The sequence below is a fragment of the Cupriavidus sp. 05N39 genome, from assembly GCF_056397325.1.
In genome coordinates, this window is record NZ_JBFTNE010000009.1 from 56,923 (window position 1) to 74,414 (window position 17,492).

General features: G+C 66.2%; 13 protein-coding genes. 6 read left to right on the plus strand and 7 right to left on the minus strand.

Going from position 1 to position 17,492, the window contains the following annotated elements:
* The first annotated feature begins 121 nt into the window (after window positions 1–121).
* Window positions 122–1,066 carry a LysR substrate-binding domain-containing protein gene (locus AC1DN0_RS06615; RefSeq protein ID WP_441629066.1) on the plus strand — a complete coding sequence of 315 codons (945 nt, stop codon included), beginning with the start codon at window positions 122–124 and terminating at the stop codon, window positions 1,064–1,066.
* 10 nt (window positions 1,067–1,076) lie between these two features.
* On the opposite strand, the gene AC1DN0_RS06620 is transcribed toward AC1DN0_RS06615, so the two are convergent.
* Entirely contained in the window at window positions 1,077–2,789 is a 1,713-nt protein-coding gene (locus AC1DN0_RS06620; RefSeq protein ID WP_441629068.1) for an ABC-F family ATP-binding cassette domain-containing protein, read from the minus strand.
* Between the two features lie 391 nt (window positions 2,790–3,180).
* Between AC1DN0_RS06620 and AC1DN0_RS06625 the strand changes: the two genes are divergently transcribed.
* From AC1DN0_RS06625 to AC1DN0_RS06635, 3 genes are all read left to right on the plus strand, one after another.
* A complete protein-coding gene (locus tag AC1DN0_RS06625) occupies window positions 3,181–3,738 on the plus strand; it encodes a hypothetical protein (protein WP_441629070.1) in 558 nt (185 codons plus the stop codon).
* Window positions 3,739–4,014: 276 nt separating this feature from the next.
* On the plus strand, window positions 4,015–4,308 hold the full coding sequence (locus AC1DN0_RS06630; protein ID WP_441629072.1) for a helix-turn-helix domain-containing protein: 294 nt from the start codon (window positions 4,015–4,017) through the stop codon (window positions 4,306–4,308).
* Window positions 4,308–5,621 carry a HipA domain-containing protein gene (locus AC1DN0_RS06635; protein ID WP_477145610.1) on the plus strand — a complete coding sequence of 438 codons (1,314 nt, stop codon included), beginning with the start codon at window positions 4,308–4,310 and terminating at the stop codon, window positions 5,619–5,621. The genes AC1DN0_RS06630 and AC1DN0_RS06635 overlap by 1 nt, the downstream gene beginning before the upstream one ends.
* A gap of 128 nt (window positions 5,622–5,749) precedes the next feature.
* On the opposite strand, the gene AC1DN0_RS06640 is transcribed toward AC1DN0_RS06635, so the two are convergent.
* The 3 genes from AC1DN0_RS06640 to AC1DN0_RS06650 form a co-directional block, all read right to left on the minus strand.
* Window positions 5,750–6,700, minus strand: coding sequence for a cation diffusion facilitator family transporter (locus tag AC1DN0_RS06640; RefSeq protein ID WP_441629076.1), 951 nt, complete (start codon window positions 6,698–6,700; stop codon window positions 5,750–5,752).
* A 193-nt stretch (window positions 6,701–6,893) separates the two neighbouring features.
* On the minus strand, window positions 6,894–7,745 hold the full coding sequence (locus AC1DN0_RS06645; RefSeq protein WP_441629078.1) for a universal stress protein: 852 nt from the start codon (window positions 7,743–7,745) through the stop codon (window positions 6,894–6,896).
* A gap of 123 nt (window positions 7,746–7,868) precedes the next feature.
* Window positions 7,869–8,588 carry a cobalt-precorrin-7 (C(5))-methyltransferase gene (locus AC1DN0_RS06650; RefSeq protein ID WP_441629080.1) on the minus strand — a complete coding sequence of 240 codons (720 nt, stop codon included), beginning with the start codon at window positions 8,586–8,588 and terminating at the stop codon, window positions 7,869–7,871.
* A 294-nt stretch (window positions 8,589–8,882) separates the two neighbouring features.
* Between AC1DN0_RS06650 and AC1DN0_RS06655 the strand changes: the two genes are divergently transcribed.
* Window positions 8,883–11,498 carry a sensor domain-containing protein gene (locus tag AC1DN0_RS06655; protein WP_477145611.1) on the plus strand — a complete coding sequence of 872 codons (2,616 nt, stop codon included), beginning with the start codon at window positions 8,883–8,885 and terminating at the stop codon, window positions 11,496–11,498.
* Between the two features lie 120 nt (window positions 11,499–11,618).
* Here the strand turns inward: AC1DN0_RS06655 and AC1DN0_RS06660 are convergent, their stop codons facing one another.
* Entirely contained in the window at window positions 11,619–11,822 is a 204-nt protein-coding gene (locus tag AC1DN0_RS06660; protein ID WP_441629084.1) for a CopG family transcriptional regulator, read from the minus strand.
* A gap of 468 nt (window positions 11,823–12,290) precedes the next feature.
* On the opposite strand from AC1DN0_RS06660, the gene AC1DN0_RS06665 reads away from it, so the two are divergent.
* Window positions 12,291–12,470 carry a hypothetical protein gene (locus AC1DN0_RS06665; protein ID WP_035864305.1) on the plus strand — a complete coding sequence of 60 codons (180 nt, stop codon included), beginning with the start codon at window positions 12,291–12,293 and terminating at the stop codon, window positions 12,468–12,470.
* Between the two features lie 33 nt (window positions 12,471–12,503).
* On the opposite strand, the gene AC1DN0_RS06670 is transcribed toward AC1DN0_RS06665, so the two are convergent.
* Entirely contained in the window at window positions 12,504–15,497 is a 2,994-nt protein-coding gene (locus AC1DN0_RS06670) for a transglycosylase domain-containing protein (protein WP_477145612.1), read from the minus strand.
* 231 nt (window positions 15,498–15,728) lie between these two features.
* Complete coding sequence (locus AC1DN0_RS06675) at window positions 15,729–17,270, minus strand: methyl-accepting chemotaxis protein (protein ID WP_441629088.1); 1,542 nt, start codon at window positions 17,268–17,270, stop codon at window positions 15,729–15,731.
* Window positions 17,271–17,492: the final 222 nt, after the last annotated feature.

Genomic DNA, 17,492 nt, shown 5'->3' on the forward strand with positions numbered 1-17,492 from the left:
CACGGCGGGCTGCGGGCTGTGGGCTTCGATGGAAGATTTATACGCCTGGAGATATACCTTGTAAAATAACCAATTCCTCTTATCCATATCGATATGGATATAGCTCAAAGGGAATACCCTGATGGATTGGACCCAGCGCCTCCGGTTGCGCAACTTGCAAATGCTGCTCAGCCTGGCCCAGACCGGCAATATGAGCCAGACCGCCGTGGCGCTCAGCACCACGCAGCCGGCCCTGTCGAAATGGCTCAAGGAACTCGAAGACGATATCGGCCTGCCGCTGTTCGAGCGCCACGCACGCGGGCTGCGTCCGACGCCCTACGGCGAATCGATGATTGCGCACGCCAGGCGCATCGAGGCGCACCTGGATAGCGCCCGCGACGACATGCAGGCCATGCGCGAAGGCGGCGCCGGCCTGGTCGTGATCGGCACCTCGGGCGCCTCTGCCGCCGATACCGTGCCGCTTGCCGTCACCTCCCTGCTGCAGCGCCTGCCGAAAGCCCAGGTCCGGCTGGTGGAAAGCACGATGAACCTGCTGATGGCGCAACTGGCGCGGGGCGAGGCCGACATCGTGGTGGGACGCTCCGCCCCGGAACTGCAAGACGGGCAGATGCGCACCGAGGCGCTTTACATGGAGCCGATCCATTTCGTGACGCGCCCGCGCCACCCGCTGTTCGAACTGGCCGAGCCCGCCTGGGGCGATCTGCGTGCCTACCGGTGGATCGTCTGGCCGCGCGGCACGCCCATCCGCAACACGCTGGAATCGGCGCTGAACGCGGCTGGCGAGAGCATGCCCGGCGACTGCGTGGAGTCGAACTCGGTCATCCTCAACCTGACCTTGCTCAACCACAGCAATATGGTCGGCGTGGCCTCGCACCGGACCGCGCGCCGCCTGGAACAGCTCGGCGCCCTGCGCATCCTGCCCTTGCGCCTTGCCGGCTTCGGCTCGGTGTCGATGTACTGGCGCGACGATGGCTTCGGCCGCACCGCCGTGAGCGCCGCGCTCGACGCCTTGCGGCGCGCGGCGGTCCGCTCGGTCGACGAACACCCTGGCGACGCGGGCAACTGACRCCGGCGCCTCAGCCGCAAGGCACCAGCCGCCACTCCCCGCCGTGCCAGGCCAACCGATGTGTCAGCCGTAGCGCATCGAGAAAGCGCTGGTCGTGCGACACCACCAGGATGGCGCCCGGATAGGCGCTCAAGGCCTGTTCCAGCGCGCGCACCGAATCGATGTCGAGGTGGTTGGTCGGCTCGTCGAGCAGTAGCAACCGGGCCGGACTCCCCGCCCACAACGCGCACGCTAGCGCCGCCTTCAGGCGTTCCCCGCCACTCAACGCACCCGAGGGTTGCCGCACCAGCCCGGCGCCAAGGCCGAGCAAGGACAGGTGACTGCGCAGCACGCCCTCCGGCAAGGGACTGTCCAGCTCCCGCAGCCGCTCCAGCACCGACTGGCCAGGCGGCAGCAGCGAAGCCGCGTGCTGGTCGAGCCAAGCGCTGGGGACACCTGTCGTGCAACTGCCGGAAACGGGCCCGCACATACCGGCCAGCATGTTCAGCAGCGTCGTCTTGCCGCTGCCATTCGGGCCGGTGACAGCTACCCGCACCGGCCCCGACAGCGTCAGGCTGAGCGGGTGCGCGCCAGCCGGGAACGGCGCGACGGCTTTGTCCAGGTGCACCACGCGCTTGCCGGCGGCAACCACCGCGCCCGGCAGCATCAGTGCCACAGGCGGGCCCGGTTCGGTGCGCTGCGCGGCTTGCATGACGGCTTCGTCCAGCGCCGCGCGGGCTTCCTGCTGGCGCCGCTGTTCGCGGCCGGAATATGCCTGCGCGCCATCCTTGAGCCGGCTTAGGTAGATACCGGGCAGGTTAGCCGTCTTGCCCACGCGGTCGTTGCGGGCGGCGCGGCGCTGGTGGGCATCGTGCTGGCGCCGCAGGTCGCGCAGGGCCGAGCTCCTGCTGGCGCGCGCATGGTCAAGCGAGGCCTGCGCGGCGGCGGCTTCGGCATCCCGTTGCGCCGCGTACAGCGTGTAGTTGCCGCCGTAGTGCCGCAAGCCCTCTGGCGTCAGCGCCGCGATGTGCGTCATCTCTTCCAGCAATTCGCGGTCGTGGCTGACCACTACCAGGCCRCCGCGCCATTGCCGCAACTGCTCGCGCAGCCAATGCCGGGCGACAAGATCGAGGTGGTTGCTGGGCTCGTCCAGCACCAGGCCATCGGCACCGGAAAGAAAAGCACCAACCAGCGCCACGCGGGTGAGTTCGCCGCCGCTGAGGCTGCTGGCAGGCCGCTCCGGCTCCAGGTGGCCCAGGCCGGCTGCCTCGCAGGCCAGCCGCAGCTTGTCGCGCAGATCCCAGCGTCCCTCCAGCAGATCGAAGTCCGGCCCACCTGCCTCGCCGCGCTCAAGCCGCGCGAGCGCGTCGAAGGCCGGCGTCAGGCCGGCCACGTCCGCCAGCGTTGCGCCGTCGGCCGGTCTGCCGTCTTGCGGCACATAGGCCACCGTGCCGCTGCGGACCACGCGCCCGGCATCCGGCGCGACAAGGCCCGCCATGACTTTTGCCAGCACGCTCTTGCCGGTGCCGTTGCGACCCACCAGGCCGATGTGCCCGGCATGGAAGGTGTCGCTGAGGTCGTCCAGCAGAACCCGCCCGTCGGGCAGCGCCACGGTGACATGGCGCAGCGACAGCGAGAACGCCGGGGATGAGTTCGAATTGGAGTTCGAATTGGAACCAGTAGGGAAACCGCCGGACGGCGGCGCGCAGAATACCGCGAACGGCATCGATGTGAAGTCAGTCATGCAAGCTCCAGGCAATACGGATAACGCGTCCGGAACCCGAGGGGCTCGACAGGCGCGACCAGTCTTGAAGTGGGCTTACAGGATCATTTGGCGTTGACTCCGGTGATGATGGGGGATGTGACCGGTCAGGCCCTGGCCGAGTTCCCTCGTCCTGCGCCAGCTAGTACCGGACAAGGTAAAGCCCTCTACTTTTACAGCACTTTTCGGCCTGGATAACACAGGGCACCTGGCAGGCTGGCCCGGCAAGCCGCCGCCTTCCTGCCTTTGCCGGCTTTGCATGCCGCAGGCGCTTCCCTCGCCCACCCTTTCGTGCACAGCAATGCGCCATTGCACTTGCTTGTCATGACAAGTATTTACGCCCACTGTGGAGGTGAACAAGCAGGAGTCAACCATGAACACCCACTTCGTCTGGCACTACACCACCGCGACCCATTTGCCGACGATTGCCCAGTCCAGCGCACTGATCCCGACTGCGCAGCCCTTCGCCTCCGCCGCGGCCAAGGTGCTTTGGTTCTCGCGGCAACAGCAGTGGGAACCCTCGGCAGCCAATATCGAATGGAAACGCCGCGACGTTTTTTGTCACCGTGCCAGGAACGATGCCGGTTCGTCGCACGGTCTGTACCGGTTTGGCCTGCCCGGCTCGGATGGCCGGCTGCTGCCCTGGCCTACAGTGACGCGGGTAGCGGGGATCGGCGTGCCCGAGGCGATGGTCATGGTCGCCAACGGTATCCGCGCAGGGGCAAACCCCACGGACTGGCTGGGTACGTTGTCGGCCATCCCGCTTGCCGAACTGCGTTTCCAGGCCTGGAACGGCGAGAAGTGGACGGACGCGGACCTGCATGAATACGAACTCGCGGCGCGGCATGCGAGTGCCGCCGGGACGCAGGCGATCCCTCTCAGGGGCATGGATCTCGCTGCTCGCCGGGGCGCGGCACCCGACCTGCATTGAGAAATGATGCCAACCGATACGAAGCGAGACAGGAGGGCCACCATGTTTCAGCCGCCTCGCATGCCTCATCAGGCACGATAGTTTCCGTTTGCGGAAACTATCGTGCCTTGTCACCATCATCACCTATAGTTTCGCTAAACGGAAACTATATTGACTTTGGCTGTCATCAATCCTATTGTTTCCATATACGGAAACAATGAGCCCGGTTTCACTTCGCATGACGCTTGTTTCCGTAAGACGAAACAATCCCCCAGAAGCCAGGAAGTCTCAAACCCTATGCCGCGCCAGCTGCCAACCTCCCTGCCCCCTCCCCAGCCGCAAATCTCCAGTCTTGGCGAACTCGGCGCGCTCGTCCGTCATCGCCGGCTCAAGCAGAAGCTCAGGATCGACGACGCGGCGAGCTTTTGCGGCGTATCGGCGAATCTTCTGTCGCGGCTGGAAAATGGCCGCCCGGTCCAGACCGACAAGCTCCTGCTCGTCCTTTCCGGACTGGGCCTTGGCATGATCCTGGGACCGAAGGCGGCCACCGCGGATATCGAGATTTCCGCCAGCGCTTTCGAGGGTGCCTGATGGCAACGCACTCGCTCCGCGTTTTCGATGGTGCCGAGCTGGTGGGAGCCGTCCAGTATGACGCGCTGGAAGACAGTTTCTCGTTTGCCTATGACGAGGCCTGGCGTTCGGCCGCGCATCGCTACCCACTCTCGCCAGCCATCCCCTTCGATAGGCCAGCCAGTTCGGCAAGTCTCAGGCGCTTTATTGAGAACCTGCTTCCCGAAGGGCGGGCACTGGACATCGCCTCGGTCTACGGGCAAGTCTCGAAGAACAACGTCTACGGCCTGATCCGCCAGCTTGGCGGGGAAACTGCGGGGGCACTCAGCTTTCATGCCGACGCCCCGCCGCCAGCGCAAGCGCCACAGCTGCGCGAGATCTCCGCCGCTGAACTGAACCAGCGCATCCGCGACCGGGAGCAAGTGCCTTTCACCGTCTGGGATGTCCGGGTTCGCCTGTCCATCGCCGGCTACCAGGACAAACTGGCCGTCTTCATGGACGGGGAGCGCATCTACCTGGCCGACGGGGCCGGCGTCGCGTCCACCCACATCGTCAAGCCCGAGCCGGTCCATGACTCGGCCAGCTGCATGGTGGCAAACGAACACTTCTGCATGACGCTGGCCGGCCGCCTGGGCTTGCCCGTGGCGCCTGTGTCGATACTCCGCATCCCCAGCCCGGTCCTGCTGGTCACGCGCTTTGACCGCGTGAAGGAAAACGGCATCGTCAGGCGCCTGCATATCGTCGATGCATGCCAGGCGCTGGATCTTCCGGTGAGCTACAAATACGAACGGAATTTCGGCGCCGCCAGGGACGTTGCGGCGATCCGCGACGGCGTCAGCTTCGCACGGTTGTTTTCATTGCGAGAGAAAACGGTCGACCAGGCCGTCGCCCAGCGCATCATGCTGCAATGGGCGATTTTCCAGTTCCTGATCGGCAACAGCGACGCGCACGGGAAGAACTTCTCGTTCTTCTGCACGCGAGCCGGGCTGACGCCCACGCCCTTCTACGACCTGGTCTCCGTGGTCCAGTACGATCAGTTCCTGCATGACCTTGCGATGGCGATCGGCGATGCGTTCGACATGGCGGAGGCCACGCCCTATGCCTTCGCGGATTTCATGTCACGCATCGGCATCCGCAGGCCGACCGCCGTGCGGACCATGACAAGCCTGGCGCGCGCCGCTGCCGCGCAGGCCGCCGGGCRAGCGGAGGATCCGGTGTATGTCGGTGAAGAGCGTGACATGGTGCGCTCGATCGTCGCCCTGGTCCGGCGCCAGGCCGACCGCCTCATCGATATGGCGCCGAAGATACTGGCGGTCGACGCAGCCTTGCTGTAGGCCTAGGTGCTCCGGCTTTGCCAGACTCCGCCGCACAGGCAACAGCCCGTCTTTTGTCCCCCATCTTTATTTCACCTCGCGGTCAGGTCTTTGTCTTCATTTCCTGGAACCGGAGGCGCGGCGGCCAGTCATGCCGCGCCCTGCCGGACCGGCCCCGCGGCTGGCAGCGGCACCACCGGGACCGGGTCGACATGGGTCATCACATTCAACACGCCGCGCACTTCCAGCGCGCGCCGGCGCGCCTCCACGGCAACGCGGTGTCCGGCTTCCACGGTCATTGCGCCATCGATCTCAAGGTGCACATCCGCAAGGATGAAGTCGCCCATCTTGCGTGTCTTCAGGTCATGCAGGCCCTGCACGCCTGGCGTGGCAGCCATGGCCTGCCGGATCGCCTCGACGGTCTGCTCGTCCACGGCGCGATCCATCAGGTCGTGCAGCGCGTCGCGGGAAAACGTCCAGCCCATCCTTGTGACCATCAGGCCAACCACCAGCGCCGCTACGGGATCGAGCATGTGGTAGCCGAGCAGATTGCCGCCAATGCCGACCGCGACCACCAGCGACGAAGCCGCATCCGAGCGCGCATGCCACGCATTGGCAACCAGCATGCTGGAGCGCACGCGCTCGGCTACGGCGAGCATGTAGCGGAACAACAGCTCCTTTGCCGCCAGCGCGCCCAATGCCACCCACAGGGCGATGGGCTTGACCGGCAGCACCAACTCCGGTTGCTCGAGCTTTTGCACGGCCGACCACAGCATGCCGACGCCGACCGCGAGCAGCAGCACGCCGATCGCCAGCGACGCGGCCGTCTCGAAACGCTGGTGGCCATAGTGGTGATCGGCGTCCGCGCCCTTGCTGCTATGGTGGCTGGCAAACAGCACCACGAAATCCGAGACCAGGTCGGACAACGAGTGGATGGCATCGGCAATCAACGCCTGCGAGCCGGCGAACAGGCCGGCCAACAGTTGCATGCAGGTCAGCAGGATGTTGACCGCCACGCTCACCCACGTGCTGCGTCGCGCAGCCTGCGCCTTGGCCGGAGCGTCCTCGCCGGATGCTTCGTCTATCGTATCGACTTCCATCGATTTCTCTCTATGGCGTTGGGCGTTGGGGGCGTTGGGGGCGTTGGGGGCATTGGGGGCGTGGGGCTCGGGCGATCTCGCTTCGCGTGGCAGCCAGCCAGGGTGGCACCTGGCCGCAGCAATCCATATGCGGCCAAATGCTATATCAATTTACCTATTGATGCCGCGGGCAGCCCTCAACACCGCTGGCCCGTCAGTGCGACATCAGCAACGGAATTTCGGCATGGCGCATCAGCGTGCGCGTGGTGCCGCCCGTTACCAGCTCGCGCAAGCGTGCGTGGCCATAGCCACCCGCCACCAGCAGATCGGCCCCCAGGTGGCGCACGGCTTCCAGCAGCAGCCGGCCCACCCGGTCGCTGCCTTGCACGGCATGCATGACAGCGGTGATGCCGTGCCGCGCCAGATGATCGCGCAGGCCTGCGTGCGCGCCGGGGACATCGGGCATACCGTGGGTGCCTGTCCGATCATGCGTGCTCGACGCCGAAACCACCGTGACACGCCGCGCCTGGCGCAGCAGGGGCATTGCATCCGCCACCGCGCGGGCAGCCTCCCGTCCGCCGTCCCAGGCGATGGCCACATGCTCGCAAGTCAGGCGGCGCGCGCCAGGCGGCACCAGCAACACCGGCCGGCCGGCGTTGAGCATCACATACTCGGCAGTCTGCGCCACCAGCACGGGGACGGATTCCGGGCCGGGCGGGCGGGCCAGGACAACCAGGTCGGCCATCCGCCCCTGTTGGGCCAGGGCCCAGCCGGGCTCGTCCTCGATGAGCCGGTGCGTGAAGCCCACGCCCGGCGCCGCCTCGTGCATGGCACGATGGAAAGCGGCGCTGGCTTCGGCGCCCTGCGCCAGCAACTGGCGCCTGGCCAGTTCGGCGTAGCGCCCGGCCTCGTCGCCCGCGCCCCGGAAAGGCTCGAGCCGCATGCCGGTGGCTGTCACGCCGATCACATGGCCCGCGGAGCGCTGCGCCAGCCCGGCGGCAAGGCCGACGCGATCCGCACAGCCAGCGTCGGCGCCGAGTTCGACCAGCACGGTCTTGAAATCCATGGTGTTTTCCCTCCGTTCCGGGGACGTCCGCGAACGCGCGGAGACGTTGTCCGACCATCCGGGATGGACTCTACTCCGTGTGCCGTGCAGCGCAAGCGGGCGATGCGCGGGTGTTGCGGCAGATCAAGTTTTCTCCTGCCCCGAGTCCCCCTGCGCCGGGGTGCGCCGTGGCTCAATCTGGCTGGGCATCGGCGCCAGGCTGCGGATCAGCATGATGCTCATGTCGCTGAACGCCTGCGTGCATTGCGCCAGCGTGCCCCGCCACGCGGCATCTGCCAGCGTCAGGTTCTCCCACACCTCGACCGGGTGCGCCGGCGCAACGCCCTGGGCCACCAGCCAGGCGGCGATGTCCCTGGGCATGAAATCCCAGGGACGTGGAATGACGATGGCATTGCGCTGGTCCGCCAGCACATGCAGGAGATGGCGCTTGAACGGATCCAGGTCGCCGCGCCGGTGGAACGTCAGGAAGGTGGTTTCGTCGAAACAAACCTTGCCGCGCGCGGCCAGCACCTGGGCGGCGGAAATGCCAGGTACGGTTTCCACCGGATGGCCGCAAGCCCGCTCCACCCGCTCCAGGTACTGGAAGCCGCTGAAGTGCATGTCGCCCATGAACAGCACCACGCAGCGGCGGCCGGCATGATGCTCGGCCGCAACCCAGTCGAGCCGCTCGACCTGGTCCTGGTAGCCCATGGTGACAATCCGGGCATTCGGCGGCACCAGCGGCCGTATGACCTCGATGACCGTATCGAATCCGGCCACGATGTCGGCGCCGAGGATGAGGTCCGCTACGCCAAGGGTGAGGAAGTCAAGGTGCCCGGGACCTACGCCGGCGCAGATGATCATGGGAAATTCCGGTTCGATGGGAACGGCACGTGCATCGCGCCGCCAGGACAGCGCGCCATTATGCCAAGCCGGCCGCGTCGCGCCGGCCTTGCGGCAGGCGCTGCCATTGCGGTCCTGCGCGGGCAACCCGCGGTTTTCAGCGGTCGCTGAATCAAGTCCCCGATAGCGGTATGCAAAAAAAACTTCAGGATCCGCTACCGGATGCCGATACCTGCATCAGAGCCGAGTCAATGTCCCATGAGCCCAGGCGGGCCAGGCAGGCATTCTCGGGCGTTAGCGACGTTTACCTCACCCATGCCAGACAGAGACAAAGCGCTCAGCATAGCCGACCCGCATCAGTTGTTCCGCAATTCGCTTGAGCAAGCTTCCGACGCCGTCTTCGTACTGAACACGGACAACCGGGTGATCTTCCTGAACGCAGCGGCGGAGACACTCTATGGGGCATCCCGCAAGCAAGTCTTCGGGATGGACGTGGACGCGCTCGTGCAAAAGCTGCCCGGCATCGGCGCGCGCGCTCACGGCGCGGAACCCGGTCAGGACGGCGAGCATGCCCTGCCTTTGCCCGCCGTCCAGATCCTGCGGCCGGACGGCGAGCGGCGCTTTGGCTTTATCGCGGAGGCCAGTACCCGGCTCGGAGACGTCACGCTGCGCACGCTACTGTTGAAGGTGGCGGGCAGCATCGAACCCAGCCGCGACGACCATCCACTGCTTTCGGTCATCGCCGACGAGATCGACAGCGCGGTCCTCGTGGTCGATGACGACTGGCATATTGTGTACGCGAACGCCGGGCTCACGCGCATGCTCGGCTACACGCGCGGCGAGATGGTTGGAAAGACGCCGCGCGAGCTGCTAGCCCGCGAATTCACGGATCCGGGCGTGATGGAGCGGCTGCATGCCCACCGCTCCTCCCCCGGCGGCGAACGCCATGAAGCGCTGGTGTACGCGCGCGATGGCAGCCCGCTGTGGGTCTCCGCCACGGTCCGGCATCTGGTCGCCAGCGACCGTCRTCCGACCGGGGGCGACCGGCATCACGGCATCGTCATCCTCACGGATATCACTCAGCAGAAAGCCTACGAACTGCTGCAGCGAAAGGTGTTGCAGGCCATGGTGATGGAGCAGCCGCTCCCGGCCGTGATGGAACTGATCTGTGAGGAAGTGCAACGCGTTGCGCCTTCAGTGATTGCTTCGGTACTGCGGGTGGACGCCGACGGCCGTTTGCGCCCGCTGGCCGCGCCGAGCCTGCCGGCGCACTACGCGGCGGCACTGGACGGCATGAGCATAGGGCCCGCTGCCGGCTCCTGCGGCTCGGCCGCCTGGCTGGGCGAGCCGGTGGTGGTCAGCGATATCGCCAACGATCCGCTGTGGGCGGATTACCGCGATCTCGCCCTGCCGCTTGGCCTGGCGGCGTGCTGGTCGTATCCGATCAAGGCCAGCGACGGGCGCGTACTCGCCACGCTGGCGTTCTACTATCGCACTGTCCGCCAGCCAGATGCGTTCCACCTACAGCTCTTCGAGGTGTGCACTTCGCTATGCAAGCTCGCGTTTGAACGCGAGGCAGCGGCCGAGCGGATCATGCAGCTCGACCACTACGATTCGCTGACCGGCCTGCCCAACCGCAGCCTGCTGCAGATGCAGGCTAGCACCCTGCTGCTCGCCGCACGCCAGGCCGGCACCACGCTCTGCGTGCTGTTCGTCGACCTGGACCGTTTCAAGCATATCAACGACTCGCTTGGCCACGCCGGCGGCGACAAGCTGTTGCGCGAGGTTGCCCAGCGCCTGATCGCGCATGCCGGAGAATCCGCGCTGGTGGCACGGCTTTCGGGCGACGAGTTCGCTCTGGTACTGCCCGACAGCGACCGCCCCCGGACCATTGCCGCGGGCAAGCGCATCCTGGCCGCGCTGCACCAGCCGCTGCGCATCGATCACGCCAGCATCGCTCCGTCGGCCAGCATCGGAATCAGCATGTTTCCCGCCGACGGCGATGCCCTGGACTACCTGCTGCACTGCGCCGAGATGGCCATGTACGACGCCAAGGCCGCGGGGCGCAACCTGTTCCGCTTCTTCAGCATCGAGATGAACTGGGCCGCCCAGGAGCGCCTTGCGCTGGAATCGGCACTGCGCGATGCCTTGCTCGCGGAGGAACTGCATCTCAATTTCCAGCCCCAGGTGTTCCTGCGGGATGGGCGGCTCTACGGCCTGGAAGTCCTGGTCCGCTGGCATCACCCGCATTTCGGCATGGTGTCGCCCGACCGCTTCGTACCGCTGGCCGAAGACAGCGGCCTGATCGGCGCACTCGATCGCTGGGTGCTGGAGCAATCGTGCGCGCAACTCGCCGCCTGGCGCCTGCAGGGGCTGTCCGTGCCCACGATCTCGGTCAATATCTCGCCCGCCAGCTTCCGGGACCCGGGGCTGCCGGCACAAGTGGCCGAGACCCTGGCCCGCCACGGCCTGCCCGCCCAGGCGCTGGTGCTGGAGATGACCGAGGGGCTGCTGATGGAGGATGACGCCGGCATTGCCGCCACCGTCGCGGCCATCCACGCACAGGGCGTACGCTTGTCCATGGACGACTTCGGCACGGGATATTCCAGCCTTGGCTATCTCAGGCAGTTGCCCGTGCACCAGCTCAAGCTTGACAAGAGTTTCGTGATCGACCTGGAAAGCGATGCCGCCGCCCGCGAACTGGCCAGCGCCGTCATCCGTATTGGCGACAGCCTGAAACTCGCGGTGGTCGCCGAAGGCGTGGAAAACGAAGCGCAGCGCCAGTTCCTGCTCTCGCAGGGATGCCATATGGGACAAGGCTACCTGTTCTCGCGCCCGCTGGACGCCGCCGCGGTAGCACGCTGGATCACCACGCCACGGCCGGCCGAACACCAGTCCGCGGTGCCCGGCGACCGGCATTCCAGGCGCTGAGGGCAACGTTCACGTCTGGACCCGCCCAGGGCGATAGCCCGGGCGGTTCGCGCGGCCGGCTCAGGACGGCGAAGCCGGTCTCGCGTTTCCAGCCGCGCCCGCCGCTTTGGCGGCCTGCGCTCAGGCTTCCTCGCCCCCCACCTGCGCCTCGCCACCAAGCCGTGGCTTGGTGGCATAAGCTACGCCATGCATTTCCAGATAGTCGCGAATCAACTGGCGCACTACCTGGGAGGGCGTCTTGTCCTGTGCCGCGCACAGGTTCTCGAAGGCGTTCTTCTTCACCGGGTCGATCAGCAGGGTGAGACGGGCGGTTTTGGATTCCATGGGATTGCAGAGTGCCAGCCAGTGCGCCAGCAATGTTAATTTGATTAACATTTAATGATAATAGAACAACGGCCCAAGGGCAACCGACCGTCTTTCGTGCTGTGCAAAGGACTGGGCATTATCGATGTTTTTACCGAGGGTGCCGGGGGGCTGGCCATGTGATATCCCCGCTCGACCTCATCCACGGCTTGCTTTATTCCTGTACCGGGGCCGGTTGCCGTGGTGGCCGCGCAACGCCCCACCGGCCGCATGGCTGCCGCGGTCATCATCGCGCCATGGATCAGGGCAGCCATGGTGATGACCACGCGGCTCGCGCGGTACACTCCGTGGCTCGGACGCAACTGATTTACGGCCCAACACCACAAAGGTTCGCGCAGACACATTGCTTTGCAATTGCCCGGCTCGCCGCTATCTACAATCGAATTGTCGGGAGGCACATCCCGCCCATCAACGAGCCAGCAACGCATCATGCAGGACCAAGCTTTACCTCCCATCGTGATTTGCCTGCAGGGCCTGCGCGAGTTTGCCGCTTCGCTCACCGCGGGCTCCTTGCTCCAGTCCGCCACCTTGCAGGTGATCGCCGAATACGAACGCAATGCCCGGACTTCCGAGGACGCGTACTGCGCGCGGCTCCACTGCTGGGACTAGCCGCGGATCCAGCGGGACTGCCGTGCCGGCCGTTCAATGCCGGCACGCCAGCGGAGAGCGCGCGCCGCCGTCGCGCACCAGCGGCAGGATCGTAGGCGCGAGCGATTTCAGCAGTTGCACGGACAGCGCGCTGGTGAAGGCGTAGCGCGCGGCGTAGGGTTCCTGCACATAAGCCGTAACGTTGCCGAAATAACGGTCGCCAAGGAAGAATACGAAGGTGGCCGAGCGGCTGACCACGCGCGAGGAAATCAGCCGGCCGCCCGGCCCGTAGACTTCGTAGCGATGGTCGCCGGTGCCGGTCTTGCCGCCGGCCAGGATGCCGCTGCTGCCCAGCGCGGCTTTCAGCGAGCCAGCCGTGCCCGAATTCACCACGCCGACCAGCGCCGCGCGCACTACCTCCGAGATGTCCTCGCTCAACAGCCGCTTGCCCTGCCCGGCCAGCCCGAAATCGGTGGCGTATGGCGTGCCCTGCGCGAATTCCAGGCTGCGCAGCGCGGTCGCCTGCTGGCGCACGCCATTGCCCTGGATAATCCCGACCAGTTCGGCCAGGGCGGCGGGACGATCGCCGGCAGCGCCGATCGCCGAGGCATATGACGGCGTGATCCCGCTGAACGGATAGCCCAGCCGTTGCCAGCGCCGCGCGATTTCGGCGAAAGCCTGGCGCTCCAGCTGGCTGCGGATGCGGCGGGTCTGGCCACCGGGATTGCGAGCCTTGAACAGCCAGACGTACACCTCCTGGCGCTGGTCGGCGCTGTCGCGCAAGACTTCATCCAGGCTGGCGTCAGGCCGCTGGCGCAGGTAATCCAGCAGCCATAGCTCCAGCGGATGCACCCGTGCGAGGTAGCCGCGGTCGTTGAGCGAGAAGCTGGTCTGGCCGTACTTGCGGTACAGCGTCGCCAGCTTGTCATCGGTCAGCCCCACGCGCGGCAGGGTGGCACGCATGATCTTGTTGAACTGCTCCGGATCGATGTCAGGTTCGACGCTACGTAGCGCCACCGCCAGCCCCACCGGCGAGAAGTACCGGTTTTCCAGCAAGCGCTTCAACGCTTCCTGATGGGTCTTGCCGCGATACTTCGAATAAAAAGCGCGCAGGTAGTCGCTACCCTCCTTGTCGGCAAAGCGGACCAGGTAGGCCCGCCGCTGCGGCGCGGCCGGGTTGTTCAGCCACTCGTCGGCATCGGGATGCAGCCGGTAGGTCTCGTAACGCACGATATCCCGCATCAGGCGGATGAAGACCAGGTTCACGGAATGCTCGAAACCCTCCCGCACGGGCATGATCTTCGTGTTCTCCCAACGCTCGAAGTTGGTGAAGGTCTGTAGCCCGCCGCCGGTAAAGAACGCTTCGCCCGCCCCGCCGGAGTAGCGGCGCAGCATGGCGGCCTCCAGGATGGCGCGACGGCTCTTGTCGGAAGCGGTGAGCAGGTAGTTCAAAACCCACTGGGTCAACACATCGAGCTTGGCCGGCTTGACCTCGCGCAACCCGGCGGGCGCCATGTCGGCATATTTCTCATGCAGTTCCGAGATGATCTCGAGGTAAGTCACCAGCGTGCGCAGCTTGGCGGTGGAGCCCAGGTTAAGCCGCGCGCCGCGGTTGAGGTCGAACGGCAGGTCCAGGTTGTCGGCCTGCACGCGCAGCAGGTTCGCGCCGTCGATCTTCTCGTAGAGCGTGAAGCTGATCGCCAGCTTGCCGGGGTCGTCGCCTTCGCGCAGCAGGTTGTGGCCATACATGTTGAAGGCATGGGCGCCATCGCGCGTGCCCGCCTTCAATAGCGCCTCTGTGACGACACGTTGCAGACCGGTATTGATGGTGCTATGGGCCGTCAGGTCGAGGCGGTCCAGTTCATAGCTGCTGTCGAGATCGAGATAGCGCAGCAGGTCGGTGCGCACGCCGCTCAGGGCCTTGCGCGAAACAAACGAGATTTCGGGCCGGTCCAGCGACGGGGGAGACAGCTTCAGTGGCTGCGCCAGCGCCGCATCGCGCAGCCACGGCGGGATGGCGCCCGCAGCCGCCAGCAAGCGCAGGTAGCTGTCGGTCAATGCCACCAGCCCGGCGGTATTGCGGCGCAGGAAATGCGATGGCCYGCGCTGCGCGATGATCAGCGAAAGCGCCTCCTTGAACACCTTCGCCTGCCGCTCGCCGAGTTCGCCTTCGCCCTGGCCAGCGCCGGGTCCCGGGCCTGCCGCATTCGCCAGCAAGCGGTTGGCCTCGTCGAAATCCTGCCCGTACCAGGCCCACAGGCCATCCCCCAGCCCGTTGATCTCGCCCAGGCCGGCACGGGCCGAAAGCGGCACGGAGTTCAGGTAATCGAGCAGGATGCGCTGCCTGGCGGCCACGGTGTTCGGGCCGTCCAGATAGGCGCGCATCGACGCGCTGGCCATCTGCCGAAGCTTTTCCTTGGGCGAACTGGTTCGTCCCGCGCGCGAATGGCGGTATTTCTCGATCTGGGTGGCGAGCGTGCTGCCGCCGGCGGCGTCGTGCTTGTCGTTGAAAAAGCGCACGCCCTGGTCCATTGCGGCGCGCGTGAAGCGCCGCACATCAAGCGCGGGGTTGCGCGTGGGAAATTCGGGATCGAGCAGGTCGCGGTTCTCGATAAAGAGCAAGGCGCCCACCAGCAAGCCTGGAATCTGGTCGAAGCTGCCGTAGGTACGGGGCGGCGCGCTCCTGGCATTGAACGCCTCATCATTGCAATCGAGCAGGTCCAGGCGCGCATGGGTCTTTTCGTGGTACGGCGCGAATAAGCCGGAATCGGTCAGCTCGAGCATCTGGTCGGACCAGCGCGCCTGGCGTTCGCGGCGATAACCGCGCGCCTCCAGCAGTTCCGTGAACTGCGGCAAGCGGCTGTAGCCGAAGCGCAGATCATAAGGCCCGTCTTCCGGAAAGCGGATGCGATCACTCGGACCGTCCTTCACCGCGAACGCGATGTCCTTCGCCCGCCCGGCAAAGTAGCGCGCCTGCAACCGCGAAGTGGCCAGCTCCTCGCTGACGGCCGCGCAGACGAAGTAGACGCCACTAATGAGCAGCGCCAATAACAGTAGCCTGGGCCAGAGACGTCGACGCACGATTCAGGTCCGTTTGCGAGGAAACCGGGGATTCCCGGCACTTCGGCCACCGCAGGCCGCCTGCTGGTAACGATGGCACCGTTCCGCCACCTTTGTCACTACGTATACCCTAGTCCAATGGGGCCAAACGCACAAAAGTGGCATGCGGCGCCACCGCGCATCCCCCATCCCGCCATATGCGCGGGCCCGACCGCCAGCTTACACGCGGAACGCGGCGATAGCCTGGTCCAGTTGGCGCGCCTGCTCCTCCAGCGAGGCCGCCGCGGCAGCAGCCTGCTCGACCAGCGCGGCGTTTTGCTGGGTGCCTTCGTCCATCGACGTCACCGCCCGGTTGACCTGCTCGATGCCGCTGCTCTGCTCGGCCGAGGCGGCGGCGATTTCGCCCATGATGTCGGTCACGCGGCGAATCGCCGCGACCACGTCCTCCATGGTGCTGGCCGCGCGCCCGGCCAGGCTGCTGCCGGTTGCGACATGCGCCAGCGAAGTCTCGATCATGGACTTGATCTCGCGCGCCGCGCCGGCGCTGCGCTGCGCCAGGCCGCGCACTTCGCCCGCTACCACGGCGAAGCCGCGCCCCTGCTCGCCCGCGCGGGCAGCCTCGACGGCGGCATTGAGCGCCAGGATATTGGTCTGGAAGGCAATGCCGTCGACGACACCGATGATCTCCGCGACGGTCTTGGCCGCAGCGCTGATATCGCCCATGGTGGCCATCACGTCGCCTACCACCGCGCCACCCTGGTGGGCCACCTCGGCCGCGCTGACGGCAAGCTGGCTGGCCTGGCGCGCGTTGTCGGCGTTCTGGCGCACCGTGGAGGTCATCTGTTCCATGCTGGACGCCGTTTCTTCCAGGGAGGCGGCTTGCGCCTCCGTGCGGCCGGAGAGGTCGGCGTTGCCGGCTGCGATCTGCCGCGTGGCTGCGGTGATCGCACCGGCGCCCTGGCGCACGCGCCCCACTGTGTGCGCCAGGCTGGCCTGCATGCGCGCCAGGCCTTCAAGCAGGCGCCCCATCTCATCGCGGCGCGTAACCTGCACGGGATGRCTGAGATCGCCCGCCGCGATGCGGTCGAACTGCTTCAGCGCCAGATCCAGCGGGCCAACGATGGCGCGCAGCAGGAACACGGCGCAAGCGGCCGCCACCAGCAGCGCCAGTACGATGGCGGCAACCACCCCGTTGCGGAAATGGCGATACGCCACCTGCGACGCCTCGAAATTGCCGGCGGCCATCTTGAGTTGGAACTGGCTCAGCTTGAGGCTGCTGTCATTGGCGTCGCGAAACAGGCGGGAGAGCTTGCCGTCCATGATCTGGTCGGCCAGAGCGCGGTCCCCGGCCCGCAGCGCGACGATGATGGCGGCGATGCCATCGCGGTTGGCGGCCTCCCGCTTGGCCGCGACAGCCACGGCCAACTGGTCTTCCTCGCTGTCGCGCGGCAAGGCCATGAAGCGCTTCCATGCCTCGTCCGAACGCCGCGTCAGCTCTTCGGTACGGTCGAGCAAACCCTTGGCTTCCGGGCTGTCCGGGTAGAGCATGGCGCGGTCCAGCGCCGTACGCGCGCGGGTGAGGCTCAGGTCCGCTTCGCCCAGCGCCAGCGCCGAAGCGAGCTGGTTCGTGTAGGTGGACTCATGCGCGTCGTTGGCGGCACGCAAGCCGAGCAAGGCGGCCACTCCCACGCCCAGGGCAAGCAGGAACAGCAGGGAAACGGTAGCGAGAAGGCGGGCGCGAATGGTAAGGCTGGCAAGCATGGCGAGGTGCCCGGAGGCTAATGGCTGTGGAGCCCGCGCTGGGCTGAAAGCCTGTCTATCGGTGCGGTGCGGCGACAACTTGAGGGTCGGCCGCAAGTTGTGCGCAAACAGACACCTGGCCGCCTATTTCAAGCATCGGGATTGATCTGACGCAAACATCGGCATGATCCCGGTCAAGTCCGGGCCACGGCCTCCGTTAGTCCGGTGATCTCAAACCCCTGT